Below are 23,390 nucleotides of genomic sequence, written 5' to 3' on the forward strand. Positions count from 1 at the left end.
GATTAATGACGCGCAAAATCTGGAGGGAATAATGCTTGATGAAGCTGAAGAAAACAATTGGATCTCGGTCTGCGCCGTTGACGATATCGACGCCGAAGACGTGCTCGGGTTCAAGCATGGTTCAACGAACTACGCGATATACAAATCACCGACTAACGAGTTCTTTGCCACGAGCGGCATATGCACGCATGAGCATGTTGCCTTATCGGACGGGCTCGTCATGGACCACATAATTGAATGCCCGAAGCACAATGGACGTTTTGACTACCGCAGCGGGAAAGCACTGGGAGCCCCCGCGTGCATTGATCTTGTGACGTATCCCGTTCGCGTCCTGGACGGTAAAGTCATGTTGAAGGTCAGCTGAGTTTACAATGAACAAGAGCTCGCATGATTTGGACCGTGAACCGGTGATTGTGGTCGGCGGCGGTCCGGCTGGCGTATACGCGGCGTTGGAGCTGCGAAAGCTTGGATTCCAGGGCATAGTTACGCTCATATCGGAGGAATCTCGAAATCCATACGAACGGCCACGACTTTCCAAATATGTCGGGCCAGATGCCCTGATTGATATCTCATCGAAACAGGAGTTCGATGAGCAGCAGATCAACCTGATGCTCTCGGAGAGGGTCGCCTCGATCGATCGCGAGCAAGGCCGCGTCCTGCTTTCCAGCGGCCGAGTGATGCCCTATTCGAAACTGTTGATCGCAACAGGGGCCGAGGCGCGCAAGGTCAGGTTCCCCGGCTACTCCGGCAAGGATATTCTTTATCTAAGGGATCATGAAGACGCCAAGAAAATAGAGGGAGTCATTGAAGGCGGGGGCTCCATCGCTCTGATAGGTGGGGGGTTCATTGGACTGGAGCTTGCGTCACTGGCGCGAAAGCACGGCGTCGAGGTGACAATTGTGGAATCGGCCAACGGCATCCTTGCCAGGGGCGTGCCACCTAGTGTCGCTGCTATAGCGCATCGCGAGCATATTCTGCGCGGCGTAAAGATAAAGACAGGCGTCACGATAACAAATATCGAGCGCTCCGACCGCTTCATAATATCGTTAAGTAACGGCACCGAGTTGACCGTCGATGCGGTCATAGCGGGAGTGGGATCGGCGCCGAGGGTTTCAATCGCCCAGGAATGCGGGCTTGAAGTCGATAACGGCATCTGTGTCGACGCAAGACTCCGCACGTCGGATGAGGCTATTTTCGCGGCCGGCGACTGTTGCTCGATCAGAAGCTCTTTGCCGGGAGTGCCGAACCGTCGTTTTGAGAGCTGGAGAATTGCACAGGAACAGGGGGTTCTGGCAGCAAGAAACATTCTTGGCGAAACCCCTGCCTATGATGTTCTACCATGGTTCTGGTCGGATCAGTTTGATTTCACAATTCAAGTCGTGGGTGTGCACACAGGCAAGGGCATGCTGGTGGAAAGGCCCATTTCGGACCTGGCTACGATGTATATCGAGCTCGACCACGCAAGCAGAATGGTTGCAGCAAGTGCGATTGGCCCAATTTCGAAAATCGGCAAGGAAATGCGGCTTGCGGAAAAGTTGATTCGAGCTGGTCTGGCGGTTGAAAGAGAAGAAATAGCGAACCCGTCTGTGAGAATGATGGACATGCTTCGACGGTAAGGGCCGATGATCTGGTTTTCCGCGGATTCAGTGGTCGCGACAGGTTATCCGCCGTTTTCTTTGTGCCGGAGCGCGATTCACGCAAGGCCTGGTCTGGCCCAGGATCCCTCGGCTGAGATCGTGTGAATAGAGCGGTTGGAATGAATGGCCGCCGCAGGGAAGAAAATGACGATGACTGAAAACTCACTGGCCTTTGGCGTAACATTGAACGGATTGGCGTATTCCGACAGGGAGATCCCTTCCATCGATACGCGATTTCGTATCGCCCGGCAGGCCGGTATTGTCGATTACATCGAGTATTCCCCGAGACCCGGCGAGATCGACGAGGTGCTGCTGGCGAGCGAAAGGCATGGCATACCCGTCAGGGCGGGGTCGCTATTTTACACTCTAGGCCGCGATGAGCCTCTGCTCGAATGGAACATGCGGGTATCGCGGCAGCTCGGCGCAGAGGTACAGAATATCCAGATCGCGCCGATGGACGCCTCCGGTGCGCCGGTCTCTGACGAGGCTATCGCCCGCTACTTCCTTGTCTGCGCTGAACTCGGCAGCCTGCTCGACGTGGTGCCAGCCTTCGAAATCCACATCAACATGTGGTCGGAGGCCTTCGATCGAATCATGCGCGTCGCCGAATTGGTCGATCGGCTTGGTGCCCAGTTTAATATTACGCTCGACCATTCGCATTGCGTATTCAAGGTGGATAATGCGCGCGAAGCGGCGCTCGACAAGGCCAATGGTCGTACCGGTTTCGATCATGCGCGGCTCGATCCGTCGCATCCCAATAGCTATTACGATGAGTGGCTCTCGGCGGGGCTGGTCGTCCATGCACATGCTCGAGCCGCAGCCCCCGACAATCCGGCCAATATTCTGGCGCGCCACCCCAACGGGTCGTTCGGACGTGGCGTGCAATACCCGTTCATCGAGCCGCGCAAGGGCGAGTGGCATTCGCCCTGGGACGAGCGGCGGCTCGACATGTGGAAGGCCGTAACCAACAAGCTGTTTGCGCACCACGCGTCGACACCCGGCAGCCGGCTACGCCGTATCAGCGCGGAGTTTATTCCTTTCGTCGACTATGGCGCAGGCTCCGGCTACTCGGTGAGTGAAAATAACATGGCGTGTATCAAGTGGTTGCGAACAAGCTGGTCCGCTGCCCTTGCCGCCCGTGACCCGGCTGAAGCCAAGACTTGAATAATAGCCCGACGAGATTGGAGAACCACCATGGACGTTCGCGCCGCCGTTGCCATCCAGGCCGGCAAACCACTGGAAATCATGACAGTGCAGCTCGAAGGCCCCAGAGCCGGCGAGGTGTTGATCGAGGTCAAGGCGACAGGTATCTGCCACACCGACGATTTCACCCTTTCGGGCGCCGATCCCGAAGGTCTGTTTCCGTCCATTCTCGGTCATGAAGGCGCGGGCATCGTCGTCGATGTCGGCCCAGGCGTGACCTCCGTGAAGAAGGGCGACCATGTCATCCCGCTCTATACGCCCGAATGCCGCTCCTGCCTCTCCTGCCTCAGCCGCAAGACCAATCTCTGCACCGCGATTCGTTCGACCCAGGGCCAGGGCCTGATGCCCGACGGCACCAGCCGCTTCTCCATCGGCAAGGACAAGATCCACCATTACATGGGCTGCTCAACCTTCGCCAATTTCACCGTGCTGCCCGAGATCGCGGTGGCCAAGGTGCGTGAAGACGCTCCCTTCGACAAGATCTGCTATATCGGCTGCGGCGTGACCACGGGCATCGGCGCGGTGATCAACACCGCCCAGGTCGAGATGGGTGCGACGGCCATCGTCTTCGGCCTCGGCGGCATCGGCCTCAACGTTATCCAGGGCCTGCGCCTTGCCGGCGCCGACATGATCATCGGCGTCGACCTCAACAACGACAAGAAGGCCTGGGGCGAGCGCTTTGGCATGACACACTTCGTCAACCCCAAGGATGTCGATGGCGACCTCGTCCCCTATCTCGTCGACATGACCAAGCGCGGGGCCGACCAGATCGGCGGCGCGGACTATACGTTCGATTGCACCGGCAATACCAAGGTGATGCGCCAGGCGCTCGAAGCGTCACATCGCGGCTGGGGCAAGTCGGTCGTCATAGGCGTTGCCGGTGCCGGCCAGGAAATCTCCACCCGTCCGTTCCAGCTGGTCACCGGCCGCACCTGGATGGGCACAGCCTTCGGTGGTGCGCGCGGCCGTACCGACGTGCCGAAGATCGTCGACTGGTACATGGACGGCAAGATCCAGATCGATCCGATGATCACCCATGTCATGCCGCTCGAAGACATCAACAAGGGTTTCGACTTGATGCATTCGGGCGAAAGCGTGCGCGGCGTGGTGGTTTATTGACCTCCGCAACGCCCTGAGGGACCGTTGTGCGGAGCAGCGCGGAAATGGCTGGAAAGGTGGACGCGAATATGATCCCATCTGGCCGTGACCGACGCGGCCGATCAGCTTCCGGGCGAGCTTGTCGGCGCCAGGGCATTTGCCTGCGGCGCTGACCGCGCGTGTGAGACTGGAGATTGCGAAGGTTCGCCCCGCACCTTTCCGCAGGCAGAACATTTTTCAAGTCGCGGAAAATAAAATCAGGGAAGAAAGATGTGAAACCGACAGTACTCGATGTCGCGCGCCAGGCAAAAGTAAGTAGCGGAACCGTCGATCGGGTCATCAACAGACGGGGAGGCGTTGCGCCGGCCACGGAAGCGCGAGTACTGTCCGCTGTCAAGAGTTTAAACTATCGATCCTCGCCTCCTGCAATCATCAAGAAGGAAAAGCGGATCGACGTCATTTTACCGCATTCGGCGACGCCTACATGCAAACGACTCAGCGACTTGTATCTTCAGATTACGAACGCACATCGTGGTCGCGTCAAAATATATCGTCGTCTCCACGATAATTATAACCCCGACAAAGTTGCCGACGAAATCTCGCGCATAAGTTCTGACGGCCTTGTATTGTTCTGCCCTTATGAAAAAAGCGTGGTGGAGGCGACGAGATCTGCCGTCAAATCGGGGCAAAGAGTAGTGACGATAATATCCGACCTGCCGGATAGCGGCAGAGAACGATTTGTCGGAATAAACAATTTCGCAGTAGGCCAGACAGCTGCCCACACGGTGCTTCCTGCGGAAGGAACGGTCAACAGGCTGATTTTTATACGGGAAGAATTCAACTATCAGGCGCAGCTTGACCGCATCAATGGCTTTGAAGCCGTTTTACGCGAGTCCGCGCATCGGAATTCGCCCATCGAGACCCATGCTTACAAACACAAGCAAACGTGCTTGGAGCTTGAAGCCAGGTTGGCAAAGCGAACCGATGAAAGACATGTGTATTATCTCACCTGTCCGATCACGCATGAGATATCGATGGCGATCAGGAGGAGTGCGGGCACCAGGAATGTGATCGTCACGCACGAACTGAACGAACTTACCGTGAAGCTTCTCGAAAGCAACTATATATCATGTCTGATTGATCAAGGCATCGAAGAGCAGACGAGCAAATCCATAAGAATACTTATGGACGAGCCCGGAACCGACGGAAGAGACAATGGCTTTATTTCGTTTACCCTGCACACGAAATTCAACACCTTAAAGCCGACAGTGTTTGATTGGCTCGGCGCGGTTGAACAAGCATGATCATCCGGCGCAGCTTTCAACAATTAACATCGTCGGCGGGCTCAATAAGGCCAGTGTATCTGCCGTAATTCTGCCCGTACCGTCGATTCACAGAGGCGCCACAGATGCGAGACGACCCGCCAGCGAACGGATTGTTCCATTAATCTATCCCGGAAGCAGTTTTCCCGTTCTGATACCCGAGTTGCTCGGAAAGCTCGGCCGCAAGCGTCTTGACGATTTCGGAGGTCTCGGAGACCCTCTGGAGGCCCATCCGCCACACAGGCGAGGTCACCCCGATGGCTGCGACCAGACGATTGCGAAAGTCGTAGACGGGAGCGGCAAGGCAGCGCGCATCAATATCATATTCGCCATCGTCGAATGCGATGCCGTTATTGCGAACAGCTTCAATTTCCCTCGCCAGCGCATCGGCGTCGGTTATCGTCTTGGACGTCACCGCCGAAAACGGCGCGGTCGCCATGAATTCCCGAAGACTGGTCGCCGAAAGCCCCCCCAATATCACCTTGCCGATAGCGGTGGCATGAGGCGGACGAGGCGTGCCCACACGCTCGGTCATTCGGATGGAGGCAGCGCCGTCGATCTTGTTGATGATCACGACCTCGAAACCCATCCGCACCGCGAGGTGGCTGCTTTCGCCGGTCTGCTCGGCCAGCCGCGCAATATAAGGTTGCGCGATGCTGAGCAACTCGATTTCGTCGAGTGCCCCGGTCGCCAGGCTGAACAATTGTGGTCCGACACGATAGCGTTTGGTCTCCGGCTCTTGCCGCAGGAGTCCCAGAACCGTCAGGGTCTTCGCAAGATGGAAGGTGGTGCTGGTATGCAGGTCCACTTCTTTGGCGAGATCGCCCAGTCCGATCCCGTGACCGACCCGGGCGACCGTTTGCAAGATGCTCATGGCCCGATGAAGGGATTGGACGCCGCCTTCTGCCTTGGTGCTTTTGATTTCAGACGGAGCCTTGATCTCGGAATTCATCTTTTCCCCATACGTACAGTTGCATGCGCGGCACAATACCGGCTCTCTTGTCGGTAGCCAGCACTTTTTATTCGATACTGTCGTCTGGGGGTGTCGTGACCACGATGAACTTCAAGTCGATCATCCCCGTGTTGTAAATACCGTGGCTCACGCCAGGCGGAATGTGGATCACTGTGTAGGGCTGAACGACCGTGCGCTCCCCTTCTATCTCCATCAACCCCTCTCCTTCCAGGATGTAGTAAATCTGCTCCTGGATCGAATGCTTGTGCGGGGCGACGAACCCTTTGGGCTGATAGCTGGAGATGCGGAAATCCATCAGACCGGTGTCGGCGTTTTCCGGCCGGATCAACATCTTGGAATAGGCCCCGAAATGTGCTGGAGGTTCCTCCCACAGGACTTCCGCACCCCGGCGTATGGTGGCTTTTCTGGTCATGCCCTCGTCGTTCCTATCCATGTGCAGTCATTCATCACTTCTTTCCCGCGCGTATTCGGAGGAACGCACGTCGCCTCGCTGCATCGGAACCGAGCGTCCGCCAGGGCCTTGCACCAGGGCATGCATGCCCTCCTCACAGGTTGAAGAGGAGGATCCGTTCTTCCGTCATGTCGCGGATCGCGTAACGCGGTCCCTCCCGGCCGATGCCGCTGTCCTTCACGCCGCCATAGGCCAATTGATCGGTCCGCCATGTCGACGTCCCGTTGACGACGAGATTGCCGGTCCGGATCGTGCGGTAGGCCTGCAGAGTGACTTCGTTTGATTTGGTGAAGAGCCCGCATTGCAGACCGTAGGAACTTGCGTTCACGGCCGCATACGCCTCTTCGATCTCATCATACTCGATGATGCTGACCACAGGGCCGAACACCTCTTTGCAGATGACCTGCATATCAGGCCGGGTGTTGATCAGAACAGTAGGTTCGACCTGGGCGCCATTGCGCTGACCGCCCGTCAAGATCGTGGCGCCAGCCGCTTTTGCCTCGCTCACCCAGGATACGATACGCTCCGCTGCCGCCTCGTCGATGACCGTTCCGACGTCGGTGGCGCCGTCCAGGGGGTCGCCGACGCGAAGCGATTTTACCTCACGCACAAGGCGTTCCACGAACGCAGCGGCGATCGTGCGATGCACATAGACCGTCTGAACCGAGATGCAGCTTTGACCCGCGAGGCGCACGGCATTGCGCCCGCACATCGGTGCGGCCACGGACACGTCCGCATCCGAATGTACGATCGTTTGCCCCGCTCCGCCGAGCTCCAGCGCGACGCGTCGTAGCCCGGTAGCCGCCTTGATATGCGCTCCCGCGCTCGACGACCCGGTGAAGGTGACGAAGTCGACGCGTGGGTCCTGGACAATGGCCTTGCCAATGTCGATATCACCATGCACGACATTCAATGCTCCCGCCGGAATGCCGGCATCGACAAAGATCTCCGCCAGCAAGTGAACAACCGCGGCCGCTTGCGGCGGTGGCTTCAATACGACGGCGTTGCCGGCCGCCAGGGCGGGTCCAAGCTTGTGGCACGCAAGGTTGAACGGCGCGTTGAACGGCGTGACGGCACCGACGACGCCGACCGGGAAGCGCATCATCATTGCGATCTTGCCGGAGCCCATCTCGCTGGCATCAAGCGGAATATGAGCACCCTCGATGCGGACGGCTTCTTCGGCCGACAGCGTTATCGTGTCTTGCGATCGGCGCACCTCGCCGGTCGCATCCTTGACGGCCTTGCCTGTCTCGCGGGCCATCACGATTCCGATTTCATCGGCCCGCTCGACGATGAGACGCGACACTTGATGCAGGATCCTGGCGCGCTCATGCGGCGGGACCGCGGCAACCCTCGGCGCCGCTGCTCGGGCAGCAACGATCGCTTGCTCAACCAGAGCGAGGCTACCCTTGGCCACCTGCCCGACCAGCTCTCCCGAATAGGGACTGCGGGTCTCGACATGACCGTCGCCATCGACCCAGGCGCCGTCGATCAGATGCCGAACGACGATGGGGTTCCTCTGCTTGTCATCGAAACTGGTCATGTCACGGGGCTCCAGGGTTTGCCGAACGCAGGCTCTGGGTGCTGCAAGGGCGGCAACTGCCAGGTACCGACGGAGGTCGGCTTAACGTTCACGTCCACTTCGGCGTCGATCACATAAGGGCGGTTGGATGCAATCGCAGCCTTCAGCGCGTCGCCGAAATCGCCGGCATTGGAGACCTTCACGCCATCGACGCCGCAGCTGCGCGCCATCGCGCCGAAGTCCGGATTGTAGGGATGGCCCGTTTCGCCGTGACGGAAGCTGGTGCCCAGTTCACGCCCTTCGAAAGGCCCGAGCTGAAGGTCGCGGATAGCTCCCCACGCATAGTTGTTCCAGATCACCCACACGACCGGAATGTTGTATTCGACCGCGGTGCACAGCACATGGGGCGTCATGGTGAAGCCGCCATCGCCGACCACGGCGACGCACGCGCTGTCCGGCGCCGCGAGCTTGGCTCCCAGAGCGCCACTCACGCCGAAGCCCATCGCGGAGAAGCCCCACGAATTGAGCATGCGCTGCGGACGCCGCGCCTGCCAATGCTGCATGAACCAATTGTGGTGCACCCCGGAGTCACACACGAGTATGCCATCCTCCGGCATCAGGCGCTGCACGTCGGCAACGACACGTTCGGGTCGCATGGGGCTTGTGTCGGAGCCGAATTGCGGGCGGATGTGCGCCTCCCACTCGGCCTTCCAGCCGGCGATCTCAACGCGCCAGGCTTCGCTTGCCAGACGGCTGGCATTATCACCCGAGCGACGATCGAGTTCGGCCAGAATTTGCCGCAGGAAGGTGCGCGCATCTGCCGAGACGCCCACTTCAGGATCGTAATTGCGCCCCACTTCCTCGACGGCTATATCGACGTGGACCAGGCGCGTGGGCGGGATGTTCCAGGAATAGCCGGGCATCCACGAGCTTGAAGAGCGGTCGTCGAACCGTGCGCCGATGGCGACCAGCACGTCGCAGCGGCGTCCGGCCTGATTTGCAGCATATGTGCCATTGCGTCCGATGAAGCCCAGGCTCAACGGATGTTCCATATCCAACGTGCCCATGCCGTTGGGCGACATGACCACCGGGATACCGAGCCGATCGACCAAGGCCGTCAGCTCCGGGCCGGCTTCGGACAGGGTCACGCCATGGCCAACGAACAGGAGCGGCTTCCTGGCTTCGAGAAGCATCGTAGTGATGCGAGTGACGTCTTCCGGCGACGCAGCGATACGGCTTACCGGATTCAGCGAGCGGCTGGATGGCAGCTCCACATCGTCCTCTTCCTGAAAAACGTTGTACGGCACGTCAAGATTGACGGGCCCGGGCCTGCCTGATGTCATCAGGTGCATGGCCTGCCGCATTGCCGTCGGCAGCATATCGACGCGGCTCGGCTGAAAACTGCGCTTGACGTAAGGCCGCACGACAGAAGGGAAATCCGCCTGGAAATGCTGATAGGTTTCCTGGAACGGCGCACGGTTGAACTGCGACGTCGGCACATTGGCTGTGATGGCCAGAAAGGCCGAAGAGTCCGCTTGCGCACAAGCGAGCGACATCGGCATGTTCGCCGAGCCTGGTCCGCACGACGTCAGCGTGGCAACCGGCTTGTGCCTGACGCGGAAATACGCATCGGCCATGTGGCCCGCCGTCTGCTCGTGACGTGGCGAGATAAACTTGATCTTGTCCTGGCGTTCATGCAGGGCGTCGATCATCCCGACATTGCCATGGCCGCATATACCGAAGACATACGGCACTTTTTCTTCGATCAGAACGTCGGCTATGACGTCCGCACCCTTCATCAGAGTCATTACATCTCCATCGCCCAACAGGGCCGAATACGCTGAATATTGGATGGGAAAGCCGGTCAGGCTTTCCCGGAGAAGGTCGTGTTCAGGACGGGTTGATCTTGTCCCAACCCAAGGCGTCGAGTTTGCGGGCGCTGGCCACCATCTCCGCCCCCGGATCATCCGAATGGCCGATCACTTCCAGAACCGGCGCGTGCTTCCAGCCGAATTCCGCCAGCTGGCGACCCAGAAGTGCGAAATCCATGGTGCCCTGGCCGATCGGATCATGGCGGTAGATCTTGGACCCGGTGTCCGACACATGAATGAGCTTGAGCCGGCTTTCGCAGCGGCGCAGACTTGTCAGCGCATCCTCACCGACGAAGGCCCCGTTCGCGAGGTCGTAGATCACGCCGACGTCGTCGGAGCCATAACCATCGACGGCCTGCATCAGCGACTCGACATCAGGAATGAAAGCAAACGGCATGTTCTCGACGAGAATCTGCGTGTTGTACTTTTGTGCCATTGGCACCAGATGATCGAGCCCGCGATACAGATGCTCCATCATCTTGTCGGAAGACATCGCCATCAGCCCGTTGACCTTGCCGGGACCGAGAATGACGTAATCCGCACCATATTCGCCCGCCGTCTCGACCATGCGGCCGACCATCTTCAGCGAATGCTCGCGCATTTCGGGAGCCGCCGCCGCGATATTGATGTCGACATTGGGCTGGTTGACGGAGCGAACCGTCATGTTGCGCTCGTTCAGCAATGTCTTGAACGACGCGCGCTGGCCGGCATCCATTTCGGGTGGCCACAAATGGCCGGGATACATCATCAGCTCGATGCAGTTGAAGCCGAGATCGGAAAGCTCGCGCGCGGCTCTCTCGGCCGTGTGCGTGAAGGTAAAGCCATAGATATTGATGGCGTAGTTAGCGTTGGCCATAGCCGAACTCCTTGAAAACTAGAGTGGGATCAAACCTTCGCCTTGGCATAGAGCTTGCGCCAGTCGCTACGCGGCTCGTAGCCCAGGATCTCGCGGGCGCGGGAAATATCGAAGACGCCGGCACTTGGATTGTCCCGATACAGAGCCGCGTTGCGGATCTCCGGCGCACGATCGCCCCAGCGCTCCTTGGCGCGCTCGGCGGTGGGCAACTCGCCCAGCGAATCCGCCGCTGCGACAATGAAGATCTCGTAGGCGATGCCTGGTACTTCGGCCGCCAAACGAATGGCCTGAGCGACATCCTCCGGCTCGACATAGGCCCACAGATGGTAGTTCTGCAGATCCGAACCGCGCTCCACCATTTCCGGCCATTCATGTTCGAACACGATATGGGTCGGGCGGATGACCGCGATTTCAATCTTGCCGCGATTGGCATATCCTCGGCAAATGACTTCCGTAACTTCCTTGCTGAGCGAATAGAATTCGACCGGACGCAAAGGATGCTTCTCGTCGATGGGAAGATACTGGGGTTGCCAGTTTTCGGGATTGTAGTGCAGCCCGGTCGCCGCATCGCTGGAGATCACCACGACCCGCTTCACGCCGGCGTCCTCGGCAGCCTGCAGCACCTGCCATGTGCCCTGCACGTTCGTGTTGAACGTGATGTCGGCCGGCGCAGTACGCGGATTGGGGATGGCCGCTAGATGAATGACGCAATCCTGCCCCTCGAAACTGCGCTTCAGCAGATCGAAATCGAGCACGCTGCCTTCGATGAACTTGACGTCCTTCTGTAGGGGCGCACGCAGATCCATTACCGTCACATCACCACGGCCGATCATTTCATCGACCACGAAGCGGCCCAGCTTTCCGGCGCCGCCGGTAATCAGTATCTTCCTTGTCACAGACTTCCTCCAATAAGGGAGAGCCCTCGCCGGTTTCAGGCGGCCTCGGGCTCTATTTCGCGATCGATAAAAATGGTTTTGCGCTCGGCGTCCGAACGGTAGACGGCGGCCTCGATTTCCATGTTGCGCACATAGTCCTCGGCGCGGTTTTCAAGCCTGGATCCATTGAGCAGATGATCCACGACGTGACGCTGCAGCGCATGCACACAGTCTCCCGAATAGCCCCGGTCGAACCAGGCATAGCTGTGAGCATGGGCTTCGCCCCGATGGGGTCGCATCACGATCCTGCCGCATCCGTCGAGCCTCAACTGACCTTTCTCACCCTCGATCAGCATCTCGCCCATCGTCAGGCGCGGATTGCTGGCATCGAAATCGACAAGCCTGTTGGCATCGAGCATGCCGGCAAGGCCGGTACGGAAGTCCATCATCACATAGCCGGCGTCCTCTCCGGCTATGGCCGGATTGAGGCGGCGCAATCGGGCCGTCACGGCATCGATTTCGCCGAACATGAACCGAAACACATCGATCATGTGGATGCCGGTTTCATGGATCAGGAAACGCGTCATCTTCTGGAAATAGGGCTGCCTGTCGAGATAGGCCTTCGGCCCTTGCCCATCTCCCGGGCGCATCCGAAACGTTGCGTTATAGACTTCGCCCAGCACGCCGGCATCGAGCAGCCGACGCAGCTCGCGAAACCAGGGCTTGAACCGCCAGTTCTCGTGAACGACCACCCTGCCGCCCCCGGATCGGGACAAATCCGCAAGCTGCCGCGCTTCGGCAAGGGATGGCGCGAGAGGCTTTTGGGAAATTGCGTGAATCCCTCTCGCATGCGCCAGTCGTGCGTAAGGCAGATGGGTTTCAGGGGGAGAGATGATATCGACGATATCCGGACCGACTGTATCCAGCATGACCTCGACGTCGTCGCCGACGAAGCCGATCCCATACTGATCGGCCACGCCCTGCGCCTTGGCCCGGCTGGACATGTATGCAACGCCGACCATCTCGACTTCCGGAATGCGGCTCCAGGCATCGTAGTGGTACTGGCTGAAATATCCCGTTCCGATAAGCGCTACACGCAGTCGCGACATGACCTACCTCTTTGTGAAGGCAAATCGATACATCTCACTATGTAGTATGTCAACTCTCATTGCGAAACAAAAAGGGTAAACTCCATCTCATAGAGCCCCACCTCGACGCTTCGCAGCCCCCAGTCGAGAAGGCTGGCCGCAGCATTCCTGGCTGAAGCGGCGACAAGTTCCGGATCGCTGGACGTGATAACCAACGCGCAGTTTTCAACGAAGTCCGGATCGCCCCGGAGCCGGCGTTCCTCTGTCTGGATGGCGGTGCGAGCGGCATCTGCGCGCCAGTATTCGGCACTCACGGAACCAGGCTTCGTCATGAATTCGCGCATCAAAGTCGTGACGCGGGAAGACAATAGCGCATCGTCCTGCGCCTCCCGTCCAATGCGCAATGTCGCGACTTGGACCCCTGCCCCCTGCCCCATGCGCTCGGCAACGCGGAAAACAGTGCGCGAATTGTTGCGAAAGTGCGGCATGCAGCGGCTTGTCCACTCCGTCGGCGCATTGACGCGGTCGAGATAAGGTTTCGAGGCAAGGACCTCGACGTCTTCCACGTCGTAGATAACGAACAGCAACGGCGTCTCGGACACGGCTCGATGTCGTCTTGCCGCCAGAAAGCCGGGCACCGCAAGCCGTTCCGGATGGTGCTCGCTATTGTACCAATGCCCGACCTCGGCCACTGCATGCTCGGCGACGTCGTGCCATATTGCCAAGATCCCCTTGCCCATCGTGCGATTCCCATAAAGTGATTTTAATTCCTGCAATATGAAAGATACCCTGTGCCGTCCAGAGGTCAACGTCCTGGCGGCGCCATTTCGGAAAGGAGATTGAATGCGCGTGCGGACATTGGCTTTCAGGAGGCCGTTTCCGACCTGGCTGGCCAAAATACATCAACGGGGCCCGCCACTTAAGCGCAATTGGCATAGGCCTTACAGGCAACCGAATTCAAAGCCGGCAATCGTTCGGCGCGGGCTGAAGCGAGATAACATGTTGACGTTACATTCGGTTTTTGACCAGCTACCTTCCATGCACCGCGCGCCACCCCATATGGCGGCCCGTGTCACCGCTGACCACCTACGGCTTCTCGCGGCCCGGTCCGGCGCGCGGCTCTCATTCCGCATGGAAAGACGCAGGCGCTGTACCAAAAACAAATTTTCAGCCGGAGAATGTGCTTGACGGGGATTTAAAGTTCGTAATATGAAATGGCATGCCTTATTGCTGCACAGATGCAGGCTGCTTTAACCAGGGAGAGATCATAGTTGGAATATCAGTTCGATCTTTCATGGTTGCCGGAACAATGGCCAATGATCCAGCAGGGCATTGGCGTGACTCTCTACATCTCCTTCATCACGACGGTCCTGGGGATACTTCTCGGAAGCATTTGCGCCGTCCTTAGAACCGCCGGCCCCCGTGTAATTCGGTCGGCGGTCGCAATATATGTCGAGGTCATCCGCAACACGCCGTTGCTGATCCAGGCGTATTTCGTAATATTTGGTTGCGCATCCGCGGGATTTCCTCTGCCGATCTACGTCGGCGCGATTCTGGTCCTCACTGTCAACATTGGCGCCTACACGACCGAGATCGTCCGGGCGGGGATCGAGGCGATCAATCGAGGCCAGCATGAAGCCGCAACATGCCTGGCGTTAAATACGCCGCAAATATACATATATATAATAATACCGCAGGCGCTGGCAAAGGTTTATCCCGCCCTGACAAGTCAGTACGTTCTTCTGTTGCTTTCATCATCACTTCTTTCATCCGTCGGCGTTGATGAGATATTTTCTGCAGCAGATCGTATCCAAAGCATAACATATCGCAACTTCGAAGTAATGATCGTAATCGGTATTATCTACCTTATGCTCTCGATGGCGTTTAGATTGATATTTCAATCGATATATACCTTCATGTTCGGCAAGGCGGGATTATCTATCGAGGAGTCGCGATAATGCATCTTTATACGTTGTTGCTCGACGGCTTGATTAACACGTTACTTTTGTCCATTTGCGCTTTTGCAGGTGGCGGAATTATCGGTTTGATTGTCGCATTGCTAAGGGTATCCGACAATCGCACTCTCAAGGTCCCGTCCCGCGTCTACATCTCGCTGATCCAAGGCATTCCTCTTCTGGTGTTGATGGGAGCCATCTTCTTCGGCTCGAGCATACTCGGGCTTGGCGAGGTGGTGCCGTTTTCAGCAGCGGTCGCCGCTCTTTCGATCTACGCCAGCGCATATCTCGGAGAGATTTGGCGCGGGTGTATTCAGTCTATAGAAAAAGAGCAGTGGGAGGCTGCCGAATGCTTGGGGTTAAATCGCTTTCAAAGGATGTATTGGGTCATCTTTCCTCAAGCGATTAGCATTTCCCTCCCTCCGACTGTTGGGTTCATGGTGCAGATTGTGAAGAATACGTCAGTGGCATCACTAATTGTTGGCGTTCCAGAGATAACATATTACGCCAAAGTAATAAGTAACTCTACGTTCCAATCGTTCAAGTGGTGCGGTGTAGCAGCGATATTATACTTCACCATTTGTTTTCCTTTGTCACATCTTAGCAGAAAGCTGGAGAGGTCATTCAATGGCAACAATCGTTCAAGCTAAAGACCTTTGGAAGCGATATGGTGCGCTGGACGTCTTGAGGGGCGTGGACTTGTCGGTATCTCCTGCGGATATCGTCACTCTCATCGGCCATTCGGGATCCGGAAAATCCACGCTACTGCGGTGTATAAATCGCCTTGAGCGAATTCAGAGTGGAAGCCTGACCGTCTGTGAGCAAGAGCTCCACTCGGAAACGGTGGACATGAAGCAACTAAGGCGTGACGTCGGGATCGTATTTCAATCCTACAATCTATTTCCGCATTTGACGGTCATGCAGAATACAACCCTTGCCTTGCGCCTCGTCAAGAAGATGAAGCACAGGGAAGCGGAAGATCGCGCCGGCGCGGAATTGACGCGGGTTGGCCTCTTCGACAAGCGTCAGAGCTACCCTCGGCAGCTCTCCGGGGGGCAGCAGCAACGCGTGGCGATCGCCCGCGGCCTGGCAATGAACCCGCGCTTGATGCTGTTTGACGAAGTGACGTCGGCGCTGGACCCGCAGCTCACCTCGGAAGTCTTGCGCGTGATCGAATTGTTGGCAGCCGACGGCGTGACGATGATCCTCGTTACCCACGAGATGGAGTTCGCCCGCCGTCTTGCGACCAATATAGTCTTTATGAAAGACGGGAAAATTCACGAGTCCGGAAAGTCCGATATTCTCGATTCGCCAAATACGCAGGAATTGCGTGACTTCGTTAATGCAATCTAAGTTCAACAGGGAGGAAGAACTATGAGATTACCAGGTATTATTGCTATTGCCGCGCTAGGGGTGCTGCTGGCTGGTTTTGCCAGGGCGGATACTCTTGACGATGTCAAGGAAGCAGGCCGCATACGGGTTGGAATGGACCAAAGCGTAAAACCATTTGCATTTCGTGATCCGACATCGGGAGAAATCGTCGGGTCCGATGTCAACGTGGCAAAAATGATTGCTGCCGATTTGAAGGTATCGCTCGAAATCGTTCCGCTTACCGCCGCAAATCGTATTCCGTTCCTTTTGTCCGGACGCGTGGATATCGTGGTCTCCTCGTTGACGAGAACGGCCGAGAGAATGAAGGTCGTCGCGATGTCACGCCCCTATGGCGGAAGTTACGACGTTATCGCCGCCCCAAAGAGCGTGGACATCAAGTCGCTCGAAGATCTGGCCGGCAAGCGTGTGGCGATCACCCGCGGAACATACCTGGATCAACGCCTTACAGCACTGGCGCCCGCCAGCACCGAAATCGTGCGGTTCGATGGCGAAGACACCTCTCTCGCCGCTGTGACGTCGGGGCAGTTTGACATCGTGGCGAAGAACGTCGCAATCCTGCCCGAGATCATCAAGGGAACCGGTGACAGAGGCTTCGAGCAGAAATTCGTCGTTTCGGATTTGCCCATGAGTATCGGCATGCGAAAAGAGGATGCCAGCATGCAGAAATGGATCGATGACTGGATTACGGCTCACCTTGCCGATGGCAGCCTCGACAAGGCCTTCTCCGAATACCAGGCGTTCAGCCTGCCTGAATTCGTCACACAGTGGAAGCCTGAATAGTCCAGGGCTCCGCCCATGCCGCACGGCCAGTCGAAACTGCTTTGAGAGCAGCCGATCTGAACGGTCGCGGTCAAGCCTGCAGGCGCCGACAGGAGTTCCTTGTCGGCGCCTTTTGGCGGGCTGGGCGAGCCTCGGGCGTCAGCGTGCAGGGATCGCGTCCAGCCGTCCTCGCCGTCACATCAAAGCGTGCCATGACCACTTCCTCTCAATAGGCAAAGTGAACCACATTCAAAAGGGGCAGAACGGCCGGGCGCTCGGCCGCTCGCGCGGCGGCTTCTCACCAGATTTCACCTGAAGACCGACTTCGACGGCCACCCGATCTCCTTCGACCTGACCGGTGGAGAAAAAGGCGATGCACCACACTTCACCATCCTGCTCGGGCTCGGCCCCGATATCGATCCGAGGGCGGTCGTCGCCGAAAAGGGCTGCGCCAGAAAGGCCAACCGCTAACGGCAAGGGAAAGCCAGGCTTCTTCGAAGGCCATCGACAAGGGGCGTGCGCGTATCAAGCAGACGGTCGGAAAGCTCAAGCGCTTCAAGAGTGTCGTCCCACGGGGCGAGAAGACCAAGCGCGACTTCGCAGCCATCGTCGCGCTCGCATCGGGTTTCGCCTTGTTAGGCGGACCGAAGCGCAACGAGAGAATACATCTACCCACGGCACGAAGTATCATTCATTTAACCGCGCAGGCATATGGCGTGTCGCTGTCTAGGTTAACGGAACGGTTCTGCGGTTGGTGGACAATTTCCGGTATCTTGTCGGCGTTAAATTGTGGTGGCGGAGAAACACCCGGTTAAAATTTGACAGATTGCGATAGCCCACCTCGAAGCAGATGTCCGTTATCGGCATAGAGGTATCGCTCAATAGCTGGCCCGCCTTCCAAATACGAAGCTTGTTGACGTGGTCGGTGAAGCTGTGGCCGCTGTTTTTCTTGAAGAACCGCGAGAAAGCGCTGTCGCTCATGCCGACCATGCGAGCCATATCCGGCAACCGGATGTCCTCAGAAAGATTGGCAAAGAGATATGCGAAGACCTGCTGCAGGGCTTCGAGCGAACCATAGCTCAGGTCCGGCACATAAGCCTCTGAAGACAGCGTATCGAACTCGTCTGTGTCCCGCAGCAACGAGAGCAATGACAGGAAGGTCGAAAGCCGCATCGAGCCGGTCTGGAACTCCATGTCGAGTATCAGCGCCTCCGCCCGTTCCCGCGTCCGGCCCTTGAAGGATAGCCCCCGCTTCGCGCGGGCGAGAAAGTCATGCAGCACCGCCAGTTCCGGCAGGAACGCCGAAGCCTGTTCCAGCTTGGCCGGCAGAAACTGGATGACGATGTCGCGTCCTGGAATGCGCTCATCCGGCCCGAGCGGTGTCACCCAGTCGTGCGGCAGGTTACTGCCGATGACGGAAATATGGCCCGGCGTAAACGCGCCGACGTGATCACCTGCAAGCAGGACGCCGCTGGCGTTGGGAATGTAGTGGATCTCGACCTCCGGGTGGAAATTCCAGACATTGCGTTCCCACGGATAGTCGTCGCGGCGCCACAGGAATGACTCGTCGGCACCGGTCAAGACATATTCAAATCTCGCGACCGTCGGCGAAATAACTGACATTGCAGACATCCTCCCGTGCTTCCCAGCATGCTCGTTGCGCCACCAATCGATATTACATTGTGCGATGCACACAAGATTTCATGAGTATTTTGGGCATTTCGCGCATGAGAGTATCAGTATCGCGCAACGGCCGCTCTTGTGTCTACCAGTTCTTTCTACAACGATTGAGGTCCGTTGAGCGTGTCGGAGGAGAGTTTGGAGCGCGCAACCGGACCGATTTTACGATCCAAAAGGAGGAGAACAATGAACAGTTTCGTCAAAGCCGTAGGCGTCGGCTTCATCTCGCTTGGCCTTTGGAGCTCGACCGCTCTCGCTGAGGATTCCTGGTGGAAAACAGCCGCCCAGCCTTATCAGGGCGCGACCATACGGGGTATTTCGGAATCGACCCCAGCGTCGAAGTATGTCGAGCAAGTCCTCGGTCCGAAATTTACCGAGGAGACCGGCATCAAGGTCGAATTCGAGGCGACATCCTGGGACCAGATGTACGACAAGGCGATCAAGGATATGGAGGCCAATACCGGCATCTATGACTTCGTCTATATCGAGCAGGACATCGTATATACGTATCTGGCCCGCAACTTCCTGGTCGATATCACCAAGTCGCTCGCCGATAATGCAACGATCGCTTCGCCGGACTTCAAGCCGGAGAATTTCACCACCTTCCTGAACTATTTCAAGGATCCGAAATCGGGCAACGTCATGGGCGTCCCGATGGAAGCGTTCATCAAGCCGTACCTCTACCGCAAGGATCTTTTCGATGATCCGGCGATCCAGAAAGCCTACAAGGATGCGACCGGTGCGGATCTAAAGCCCGCAACGACGCATGACGAGTATGCCCAGATCGCTAAGTTCTTCACCGAATACGGCGCAGACAAGGAACTCTGGGGAACCACCGTCCAGGCTTCGTCGAGCCACCCTGCCGCCTTCTACGAATTCTTCGAGTCTATCGCGCCGACCTTCGGCGTGTACAACTGGGGCATCGACGGCACGACCTTCGCGGCGACTGAAGCCAATGGCGGCCAGATGAACTCCGCCGCCGCGAAGAAGGCGCTCAACTACTGGGTGGGCCTGCTGAAATACGCGCCGCCGGAATCGACGTCGTCCACCTGGGACGAGGTTGCCGGCACATTTGCCGCCGGCCGCGCTGCCCAAGGGCTCGTCTATGGTGAAAACGCTGCCTGGATCGCGACGGACGAAAGCAAGTCGACCGTCGTCGGCAAGGTGGGAGTAGCACTGCCTCCGGTCGAGGCGGGCGTCATGGAAACAGCCGAATCCGGCAAGGGATACATCGGCTACTATGATGGTGGCGCGTTCGGCATCCCGCATTCGTCCAAGAACAAGGACGCGTCGCTGCTGTTCCTGCAATACATCGGGCAGGCCTCAGTCCAGACCGACTGGGCACTGGCCGGCTCCCGCATCGTCATGAACTCGACCTACGAGGATCCCAAGATCGTCGATCAGGACGAGAAGATGAACGGCTACTACACGTTGATGCATGACGACGGAAAGCTGTTCGCCGGCGCTCCGCCGTTCCCGTTCCACTCGCAGGTTCTGCAGGTGGTCGCGCCGTTCATCTACAAAGCGATCATCGGCGAGATCAAGCCGGACGATGCGCTGGACCAGGCTGCCACCGCAGCCGAAGCGGAACTCGTGAAGCTCGGCTACCGCAATTAAAAGACCGCACCTCCCGGCGGTTGGCGGTCGCCTTCAGCAAGGCGGCCGCCGTTTTCCGGACTGCGCGTTGCGGGGCCGCTCGCGAGAGCGATAGTCTTGCGAAGAAGACTCAAGGACGATCTCACGGAGTGTAAGATGAGACAATCCAACATCGGATGGCTGTTTCTAGCACCAGCTTCGCTAATCCTGCTCGTTGTCGGGTTCATTCCCTTCATCTACATTCTTTATATCGGCTTTTTCGACTGGAACACCAACGCAGTCGACCCCACCCTGCGCTGGGCCGGCCTGCAGAACTACCGTAGCCTCATTTTTGACACGACCTTCCTGAATTCGCTTACACGCACGCTGGTCTTCGCATTCTTCGTCGTCGTGAGCGAACTGCTGCTCGGCTATGTTCTCGCCCGCGCTCTGATGGCAGACCGCCTGTGGGGTCGCCAGTTCTTCCGCACGATCCACACGTTGCCGATCGTCGTCGCACCCATCGCAGTCGGCGCTACCTGGCGGCTGCTTTGTGTTCCGGGCTTCGGGATCGTGCCCTATTACCTGAAACTGTGGTTCGGCATCGACTACAACATCTCGACCAATGCCTATCACGCCTTCGCCACGGCGATCATCATGGATCTGTGGCACTGGACGCCGTTCGTCACATTGTCGCTCATGGCGGGACTGACCGCCCTGCCGAAAGAGCCCCTCGAACAGGCGCAGATTGACGGCGGCAACAAGCTGCAGATTTTCTGGTATGTGATCGTTCCGATGTTGAAGCCAGTGCTGCTGACAACCGTCTTCATCCGGCTGATGGACGCGTTGCGCTCGGTCGACGAAATCTGGATGCTGACCAAAGGTGGCCCAGCCGAAGCGACCCGGTTCATCGGCCTTCATATCTGGATCAACGTCTTTCCGAAAACCGATTACGGCTACGGCGCGGCGATGTCGCTGCTGACGCTCTACGTCACGATCGTTCTAAGCTGGCTTCTGTTCGTCGCCATGACCGGCCGCAAGGGAGATGCGCAATGAGACGCTCCGGTATCGCCTCTTTCGTCCTTTGGATATGTCTGACCATTCTGACGCTGCTCCCAGTATGGTGGATGCTGGTCGTTTCGATGCGTCCCCGCGTGAAGCTTTATTCGAAGTCGTTCCTCATCGACGATCTGTACTGGGACAACTTCCTGGCGGTGCTGAACAGCTCTACCTTCCTGCAGTATCTCTGGAATTCGCTGATCGTGGCGACATCGAACGCGGCGCTGGTCTGCGCGCTCGGCCTGCTCGCGGCGTTCGGGCTGTCCCGTTACAAAATCAGCGGCGGCGACAACGTCTTCTTCTGGCTGATCACCAACCGCATGGCGCCGCCGGCCGTATTTCTGCTGCCGCTCTTCCTGCTGTTCACCAAGTGGTTCGTGTTCGGCGATTTCAAGCTGTTCGACACGAAGATCGGCCTGATCCTGCTCTATTGCGTTTTCAACCTGCCCTTCGCCATCTGGCTCCTGAAGGGCATGCTTGACGGAATTCCGCTGGAGCTTGACGAAGCGGCACGGGTCGATGGTGCGACAACCGGCCAGGTGCTGTCCAACGTCATCCTGCCGCTGGCGCGGCCGGGGTTGGCCGTCACCTTCATCCTGACCTGGATTTTCGCCTGGAACGAGTACCTGTTCGCAGCGACCCTGACGTCGTCGGCTGACGCCAGAACCGTGACGACCGCGCTTGCCGAATACGTTTCGGTCACCGGCACGAACTGGGGCGAGATGGCGGCGATGGCGTTCCTGACCACGCTCCCGGCCCTGGTTGTGCTCGGCTTCGTCCAGAAGCACATCGTGACCGGCCTCACGTTCGGCGCACTGAAAGGGTGAGATGATGGCTGATGTTCAACGCAAAAAAAACGGCGGATTCCTGCCGATCCGAACCAACGGCTTCGACCGGGGCTTCATCTCGGTCGTGATCCTGATCCTGGTGCATCTTCTGTGGATGCGCTTTCTGGAGGGCGTGTTGCCCCTATGGGTGGCGACAGGGCTCTGCCTGGCGCTGGCCGTGTTCATTATCCGCAAGGGCTGAAGACATGAGATCACTCGTTCTCGAACGTAAGGACGAACTGCGCATTCGCGACCTGGACCCCAAAGAGGCGATGGGTCCCACCGACGTGCGCATCGCCATCAAGACCGTTGGCGTCTGCGGATCGGATGTTCACTACTACACGCACGGCGCGATCGGGCCTTTCGTCGTGCGCGAGCCGATGATCCTCGGCCACGAAGCCGCCGGCGTCATCGAAGAGGTCGGCAGTGCGGTCCAGAACCTGAAAGTGGGCGACCGCGTTTGCATGGAGCCCGGGATTCCCGACCCTCAAAGTCGCGCGTCTCGGCTGGGTCTCTACAATCTCGATCCCGCGGTGCGCTTCTGGGCGACGCCGCCCGTGCATGGCGTAATGAGACCGAGCGTCGTCCATCCGGCGGCCTTCACCTTTAAGCTCCCGGACAATGTCTCCTACGCCGCTGGCGCCATGGTCGAGCCGTTGGCTGTAGGCTTTCACGCGATCTCCAAGGCGAGGCTGACGCCCGGTGCGATCGCGCTGGTCACAGGGGCCGGACCGATCGGCATGGTGACCGCGATCGCGGCGCGTTCGGCCGGCTGCGCCAAAGTTATCGTCACCGACGTTGTCGACGAAAAGCTTGCCGTGGCGCACGAGCTTGGACCTGCCGTCATAGCGGTCAATGTCCGCTCGCAGGATCTGAGGAGCGTCATAGCCCGCGAGACCGATGGCTGGGGCGTCGACGTCGTCTTCGAATGTTCCGGCGCGGCCGACGTGATCGCAGACACGGTCAATCATGGTTGCCCCGGCGGCTCCGTCGTCCTTGTCGGTATGCCCCTGAAGCCGGTCCCGCTTGATGTCGTCATCGCCCAGACGAAGGAACTGCGCATCGAACATGTGTTCCGCTACGCCCATGTCTACCCGCGTATAGTCGCGCTCTTGGGATCGAACCAGATCAATGTAGATGCCTTGATCACAGACACCTACGCCTTTGAGGATTCCGTCGAAGCGTTCGACTACGCCGTGCGACCGAAGCCGTCCTCGGTGAAGATCCAGATCGAGCTGGGGAGGTAG

At 58.1% G+C, this 23,390-nt stretch carries 24 protein-coding genes; 14 read left to right on the forward strand and 10 right to left on the reverse strand.

Annotated features, from left to right (window positions below; all coding sequences use genetic code 11):
* Positions 1-31 precede the first annotated feature (31 nt).
* From AB3G45_RS05385 to AB3G45_RS05405, 5 genes are all read left to right on the forward strand, one after another.
* Positions 32-364: a MocE family 2Fe-2S type ferredoxin gene (locus AB3G45_RS05385; RefSeq protein ID WP_367829590.1), complete on the forward strand. Its 333-nt coding sequence runs from the start codon at positions 32-34 to the stop codon at positions 362-364.
* A 7-nt stretch (positions 365-371) separates the two neighbouring features.
* Positions 372-1,616 carry an NAD(P)/FAD-dependent oxidoreductase gene (locus AB3G45_RS05390; protein ID WP_367829591.1) on the forward strand — a complete coding sequence of 415 codons (1,245 nt, stop codon included), beginning with the start codon at positions 372-374 and terminating at the stop codon, positions 1,614-1,616.
* Positions 1,617-1,781: 165 nt separating this feature from the next.
* Complete coding sequence (locus AB3G45_RS05395; protein ID WP_367829592.1) at positions 1,782-2,801, forward strand: hypothetical protein; 1,020 nt, start codon at positions 1,782-1,784, stop codon at positions 2,799-2,801.
* Between the two features lie 30 nt (positions 2,802-2,831).
* A complete protein-coding gene (locus AB3G45_RS05400; protein ID WP_367829593.1) occupies positions 2,832-3,959 on the forward strand; it encodes an S-(hydroxymethyl)glutathione dehydrogenase/class III alcohol dehydrogenase in 1,128 nt (375 codons plus the stop codon).
* Between the two features lie 251 nt (positions 3,960-4,210).
* Positions 4,211-5,242, forward strand: a complete 1,032-nt coding sequence (locus AB3G45_RS05405) for a LacI family DNA-binding transcriptional regulator (RefSeq protein ID WP_367829594.1) — start codon at positions 4,211-4,213, stop codon at positions 5,240-5,242.
* 139 nt (positions 5,243-5,381) lie between these two features.
* On the opposite strand, the gene AB3G45_RS05410 is transcribed toward AB3G45_RS05405, so the two are convergent.
* The 8 genes from AB3G45_RS05410 to AB3G45_RS05445 all read right to left on the reverse strand — a co-directional run bounded on the left by AB3G45_RS05410 (position 5,382) and on the right by AB3G45_RS05445 (position 13,636).
* A complete protein-coding gene (locus AB3G45_RS05410; protein ID WP_367829595.1) occupies positions 5,382-6,212 on the reverse strand; it encodes an IclR family transcriptional regulator in 831 nt (276 codons plus the stop codon).
* 67 nt (positions 6,213-6,279) lie between these two features.
* A complete protein-coding gene (locus AB3G45_RS05415; protein ID WP_367829596.1) occupies positions 6,280-6,645 on the reverse strand; it encodes a cupin domain-containing protein in 366 nt (121 codons plus the stop codon).
* 133 nt (positions 6,646-6,778) lie between these two features.
* Positions 6,779-8,227 carry an aldehyde dehydrogenase family protein gene (locus AB3G45_RS05420; protein WP_367829597.1) on the reverse strand — a complete coding sequence of 483 codons (1,449 nt, stop codon included), beginning with the start codon at positions 8,225-8,227 and terminating at the stop codon, positions 6,779-6,781.
* Positions 8,224-10,014 (reverse strand): thiamine pyrophosphate-binding protein, encoded by a 1,791-nt coding sequence (locus AB3G45_RS05425; protein WP_367829598.1) that lies wholly within the window; start codon positions 10,012-10,014, stop codon positions 8,224-8,226. Before AB3G45_RS05425 ends, AB3G45_RS05420 begins: the two co-directional genes overlap by 4 nt.
* Positions 10,015-10,096: 82 nt before the next feature.
* A complete protein-coding gene (locus tag AB3G45_RS05430) occupies positions 10,097-10,933 on the reverse strand; it encodes a sugar phosphate isomerase/epimerase family protein (protein WP_367829599.1) in 837 nt (278 codons plus the stop codon).
* 29 nt (positions 10,934-10,962) lie between these two features.
* On the reverse strand, positions 10,963-11,829 hold the full coding sequence (locus tag AB3G45_RS05435) for an NAD-dependent epimerase/dehydratase family protein (RefSeq protein ID WP_367829600.1): 867 nt from the start codon (positions 11,827-11,829) through the stop codon (positions 10,963-10,965).
* Positions 11,830-11,864: 35 nt separating this feature from the next.
* Complete coding sequence (locus AB3G45_RS05440; protein ID WP_367829601.1) at positions 11,865-12,917, reverse strand: Gfo/Idh/MocA family protein; 1,053 nt, start codon at positions 12,915-12,917, stop codon at positions 11,865-11,867.
* A gap of 56 nt (positions 12,918-12,973) precedes the next feature.
* A complete protein-coding gene (locus tag AB3G45_RS05445; RefSeq protein ID WP_367829602.1) occupies positions 12,974-13,636 on the reverse strand; it encodes a hypothetical protein in 663 nt (220 codons plus the stop codon).
* Between the two features lie 531 nt (positions 13,637-14,167).
* Between AB3G45_RS05445 and AB3G45_RS05450 the strand changes: the two genes are divergently transcribed.
* From AB3G45_RS05450 to AB3G45_RS05465, 4 genes are read left to right on the forward strand one after another with little or no spacing between them, the layout of a single operon-like run.
* On the forward strand, positions 14,168-14,854 hold the full coding sequence (locus AB3G45_RS05450) for an amino acid ABC transporter permease (RefSeq protein WP_367829603.1): 687 nt from the start codon (positions 14,168-14,170) through the stop codon (positions 14,852-14,854).
* Positions 14,854-15,501, forward strand: coding sequence for an amino acid ABC transporter permease (locus AB3G45_RS05455; protein WP_367829604.1), 648 nt, complete (start codon positions 14,854-14,856; stop codon positions 15,499-15,501). The genes AB3G45_RS05450 and AB3G45_RS05455 overlap by 1 nt, the downstream gene beginning before the upstream one ends.
* Complete coding sequence (locus AB3G45_RS05460; protein WP_367829605.1) at positions 15,479-16,204, forward strand: amino acid ABC transporter ATP-binding protein; 726 nt, start codon at positions 15,479-15,481, stop codon at positions 16,202-16,204. The genes AB3G45_RS05455 and AB3G45_RS05460 overlap by 23 nt, the downstream gene beginning before the upstream one ends.
* A 21-nt stretch (positions 16,205-16,225) precedes the next feature.
* Positions 16,226-17,023, forward strand: coding sequence for a transporter substrate-binding domain-containing protein (locus tag AB3G45_RS05465; protein ID WP_367829606.1), 798 nt, complete (start codon positions 16,226-16,228; stop codon positions 17,021-17,023).
* Positions 17,024-17,251: 228 nt separating this feature from the next.
* Here the strand turns inward: AB3G45_RS05465 and AB3G45_RS05470 are convergent, their stop codons facing one another.
* Together AB3G45_RS05470 and AB3G45_RS05475 are read right to left on the reverse strand one after the other, a co-directional pair.
* A complete protein-coding gene (locus AB3G45_RS05470) occupies positions 17,252-17,479 on the reverse strand; it encodes a hypothetical protein (RefSeq protein ID WP_367829607.1) in 228 nt (75 codons plus the stop codon).
* Positions 17,480-17,728: 249 nt separating this feature from the next.
* Positions 17,729-18,625, reverse strand: coding sequence for a helix-turn-helix domain-containing protein (locus AB3G45_RS05475; RefSeq protein WP_367829608.1), 897 nt, complete (start codon positions 18,623-18,625; stop codon positions 17,729-17,731).
* A gap of 243 nt (positions 18,626-18,868) precedes the next feature.
* Here AB3G45_RS05475 and AB3G45_RS05480 point away from each other — a divergent pair, with 243 nt between their 5' ends.
* The 5 genes from AB3G45_RS05480 to AB3G45_RS05500 all read left to right on the forward strand — a co-directional run bounded on the left by AB3G45_RS05480 (position 18,869) and on the right by AB3G45_RS05500 (position 23,390).
* Complete coding sequence (locus AB3G45_RS05480) at positions 18,869-20,299, forward strand: extracellular solute-binding protein (RefSeq protein ID WP_367829609.1); 1,431 nt, start codon at positions 18,869-18,871, stop codon at positions 20,297-20,299.
* A gap of 135 nt (positions 20,300-20,434) precedes the next feature.
* On the forward strand, positions 20,435-21,313 hold the full coding sequence (locus AB3G45_RS05485) for a carbohydrate ABC transporter permease (protein WP_367829610.1): 879 nt from the start codon (positions 20,435-20,437) through the stop codon (positions 21,311-21,313).
* On the forward strand, positions 21,310-22,143 hold the full coding sequence (locus AB3G45_RS05490; RefSeq protein WP_367829611.1) for a carbohydrate ABC transporter permease: 834 nt from the start codon (positions 21,310-21,312) through the stop codon (positions 22,141-22,143). Before AB3G45_RS05485 ends, AB3G45_RS05490 begins: the two co-directional genes overlap by 4 nt.
* Before the next feature lie 4 nt (positions 22,144-22,147).
* A complete protein-coding gene (locus tag AB3G45_RS05495) occupies positions 22,148-22,345 on the forward strand; it encodes a DUF2160 family membrane protein (protein WP_367829865.1) in 198 nt (65 codons plus the stop codon).
* 4 nt (positions 22,346-22,349) lie between these two features.
* Positions 22,350-23,390, forward strand: a complete 1,041-nt coding sequence (locus AB3G45_RS05500; protein WP_367829612.1) for an NAD(P)-dependent alcohol dehydrogenase — start codon at positions 22,350-22,352, stop codon at positions 23,388-23,390.

Origin of the sequence: Shinella sp. S4-D37, assembly GCF_040812195.1 — a bacterium.
Classification (GTDB): domain Bacteria; phylum Pseudomonadota; class Alphaproteobacteria; order Rhizobiales; family Rhizobiaceae; genus Shinella.

Excerpts from the sequence above, each read along its gene's own strand:
- AB3G45_RS05415 (WP_367829596.1), bottom strand. The coding sequence starts at position 6,645 with ATGACCAGAAAAGCCACCATACGCCGGGGTGCGGAAGTCCTGTGGGAG.
- AB3G45_RS05430 (WP_367829599.1), bottom strand. The coding sequence starts at position 10,933 with ATGGCCAACGCTAACTACGCCATCAATATCTATGGCTTTACCTTCACG.
- AB3G45_RS05445 (WP_367829602.1), bottom strand. The coding sequence starts at position 13,636 with ATGGGCAAGGGGATCTTGGCAATATGGCACGACGTCGCCGAGCATGCA.
- AB3G45_RS05385 (WP_367829590.1), top strand. The coding sequence starts at position 32 with ATGCTTGATGAAGCTGAAGAAAACAATTGGATCTCGGTCTGCGCCGTT.
- AB3G45_RS05475 (WP_367829608.1), bottom strand. The coding sequence starts at position 18,625 with ATGTCAGTTATTTCGCCGACGGTCGCGAGATTTGAATATGTCTTGACC.
- AB3G45_RS05485 (WP_367829610.1), top strand. The coding sequence starts at position 20,435 with ATGAGACAATCCAACATCGGATGGCTGTTTCTAGCACCAGCTTCGCTA.
- AB3G45_RS05500 (WP_367829612.1), top strand. The coding sequence starts at position 22,350 with ATGAGATCACTCGTTCTCGAACGTAAGGACGAACTGCGCATTCGCGAC.
- AB3G45_RS05425 (WP_367829598.1), bottom strand. The coding sequence starts at position 10,014 with ATGACTCTGATGAAGGGTGCGGACGTCATAGCCGACGTTCTGATCGAA.
- AB3G45_RS05390 (WP_367829591.1), top strand. The coding sequence starts at position 372 with ATGAACAAGAGCTCGCATGATTTGGACCGTGAACCGGTGATTGTGGTC.
- AB3G45_RS05490 (WP_367829611.1), top strand. The coding sequence starts at position 21,310 with ATGAGACGCTCCGGTATCGCCTCTTTCGTCCTTTGGATATGTCTGACC.
- AB3G45_RS05480 (WP_367829609.1), top strand. The coding sequence starts at position 18,869 with ATGAACAGTTTCGTCAAAGCCGTAGGCGTCGGCTTCATCTCGCTTGGC.
- AB3G45_RS05495 (WP_367829865.1), top strand. The coding sequence starts at position 22,148 with ATGGCTGATGTTCAACGCAAAAAAAACGGCGGATTCCTGCCGATCCGA.
- AB3G45_RS05460 (WP_367829605.1), top strand. The coding sequence starts at position 15,479 with ATGGCAACAATCGTTCAAGCTAAAGACCTTTGGAAGCGATATGGTGCG.
- AB3G45_RS05455 (WP_367829604.1), top strand. The coding sequence starts at position 14,854 with ATGCATCTTTATACGTTGTTGCTCGACGGCTTGATTAACACGTTACTT.
- AB3G45_RS05410 (WP_367829595.1), bottom strand. The coding sequence starts at position 6,212 with ATGAATTCCGAGATCAAGGCTCCGTCTGAAATCAAAAGCACCAAGGCA.
- AB3G45_RS05395 (WP_367829592.1), top strand. The coding sequence starts at position 1,782 with ATGACGATGACTGAAAACTCACTGGCCTTTGGCGTAACATTGAACGGA.
- AB3G45_RS05440 (WP_367829601.1), bottom strand. The coding sequence starts at position 12,917 with ATGTCGCGACTGCGTGTAGCGCTTATCGGAACGGGATATTTCAGCCAG.
- AB3G45_RS05420 (WP_367829597.1), bottom strand. The coding sequence starts at position 8,227 with ATGACCAGTTTCGATGACAAGCAGAGGAACCCCATCGTCGTTCGGCAT.
- AB3G45_RS05400 (WP_367829593.1), top strand. The coding sequence starts at position 2,832 with ATGGACGTTCGCGCCGCCGTTGCCATCCAGGCCGGCAAACCACTGGAA.
- AB3G45_RS05465 (WP_367829606.1), top strand. The coding sequence starts at position 16,226 with ATGAGATTACCAGGTATTATTGCTATTGCCGCGCTAGGGGTGCTGCTG.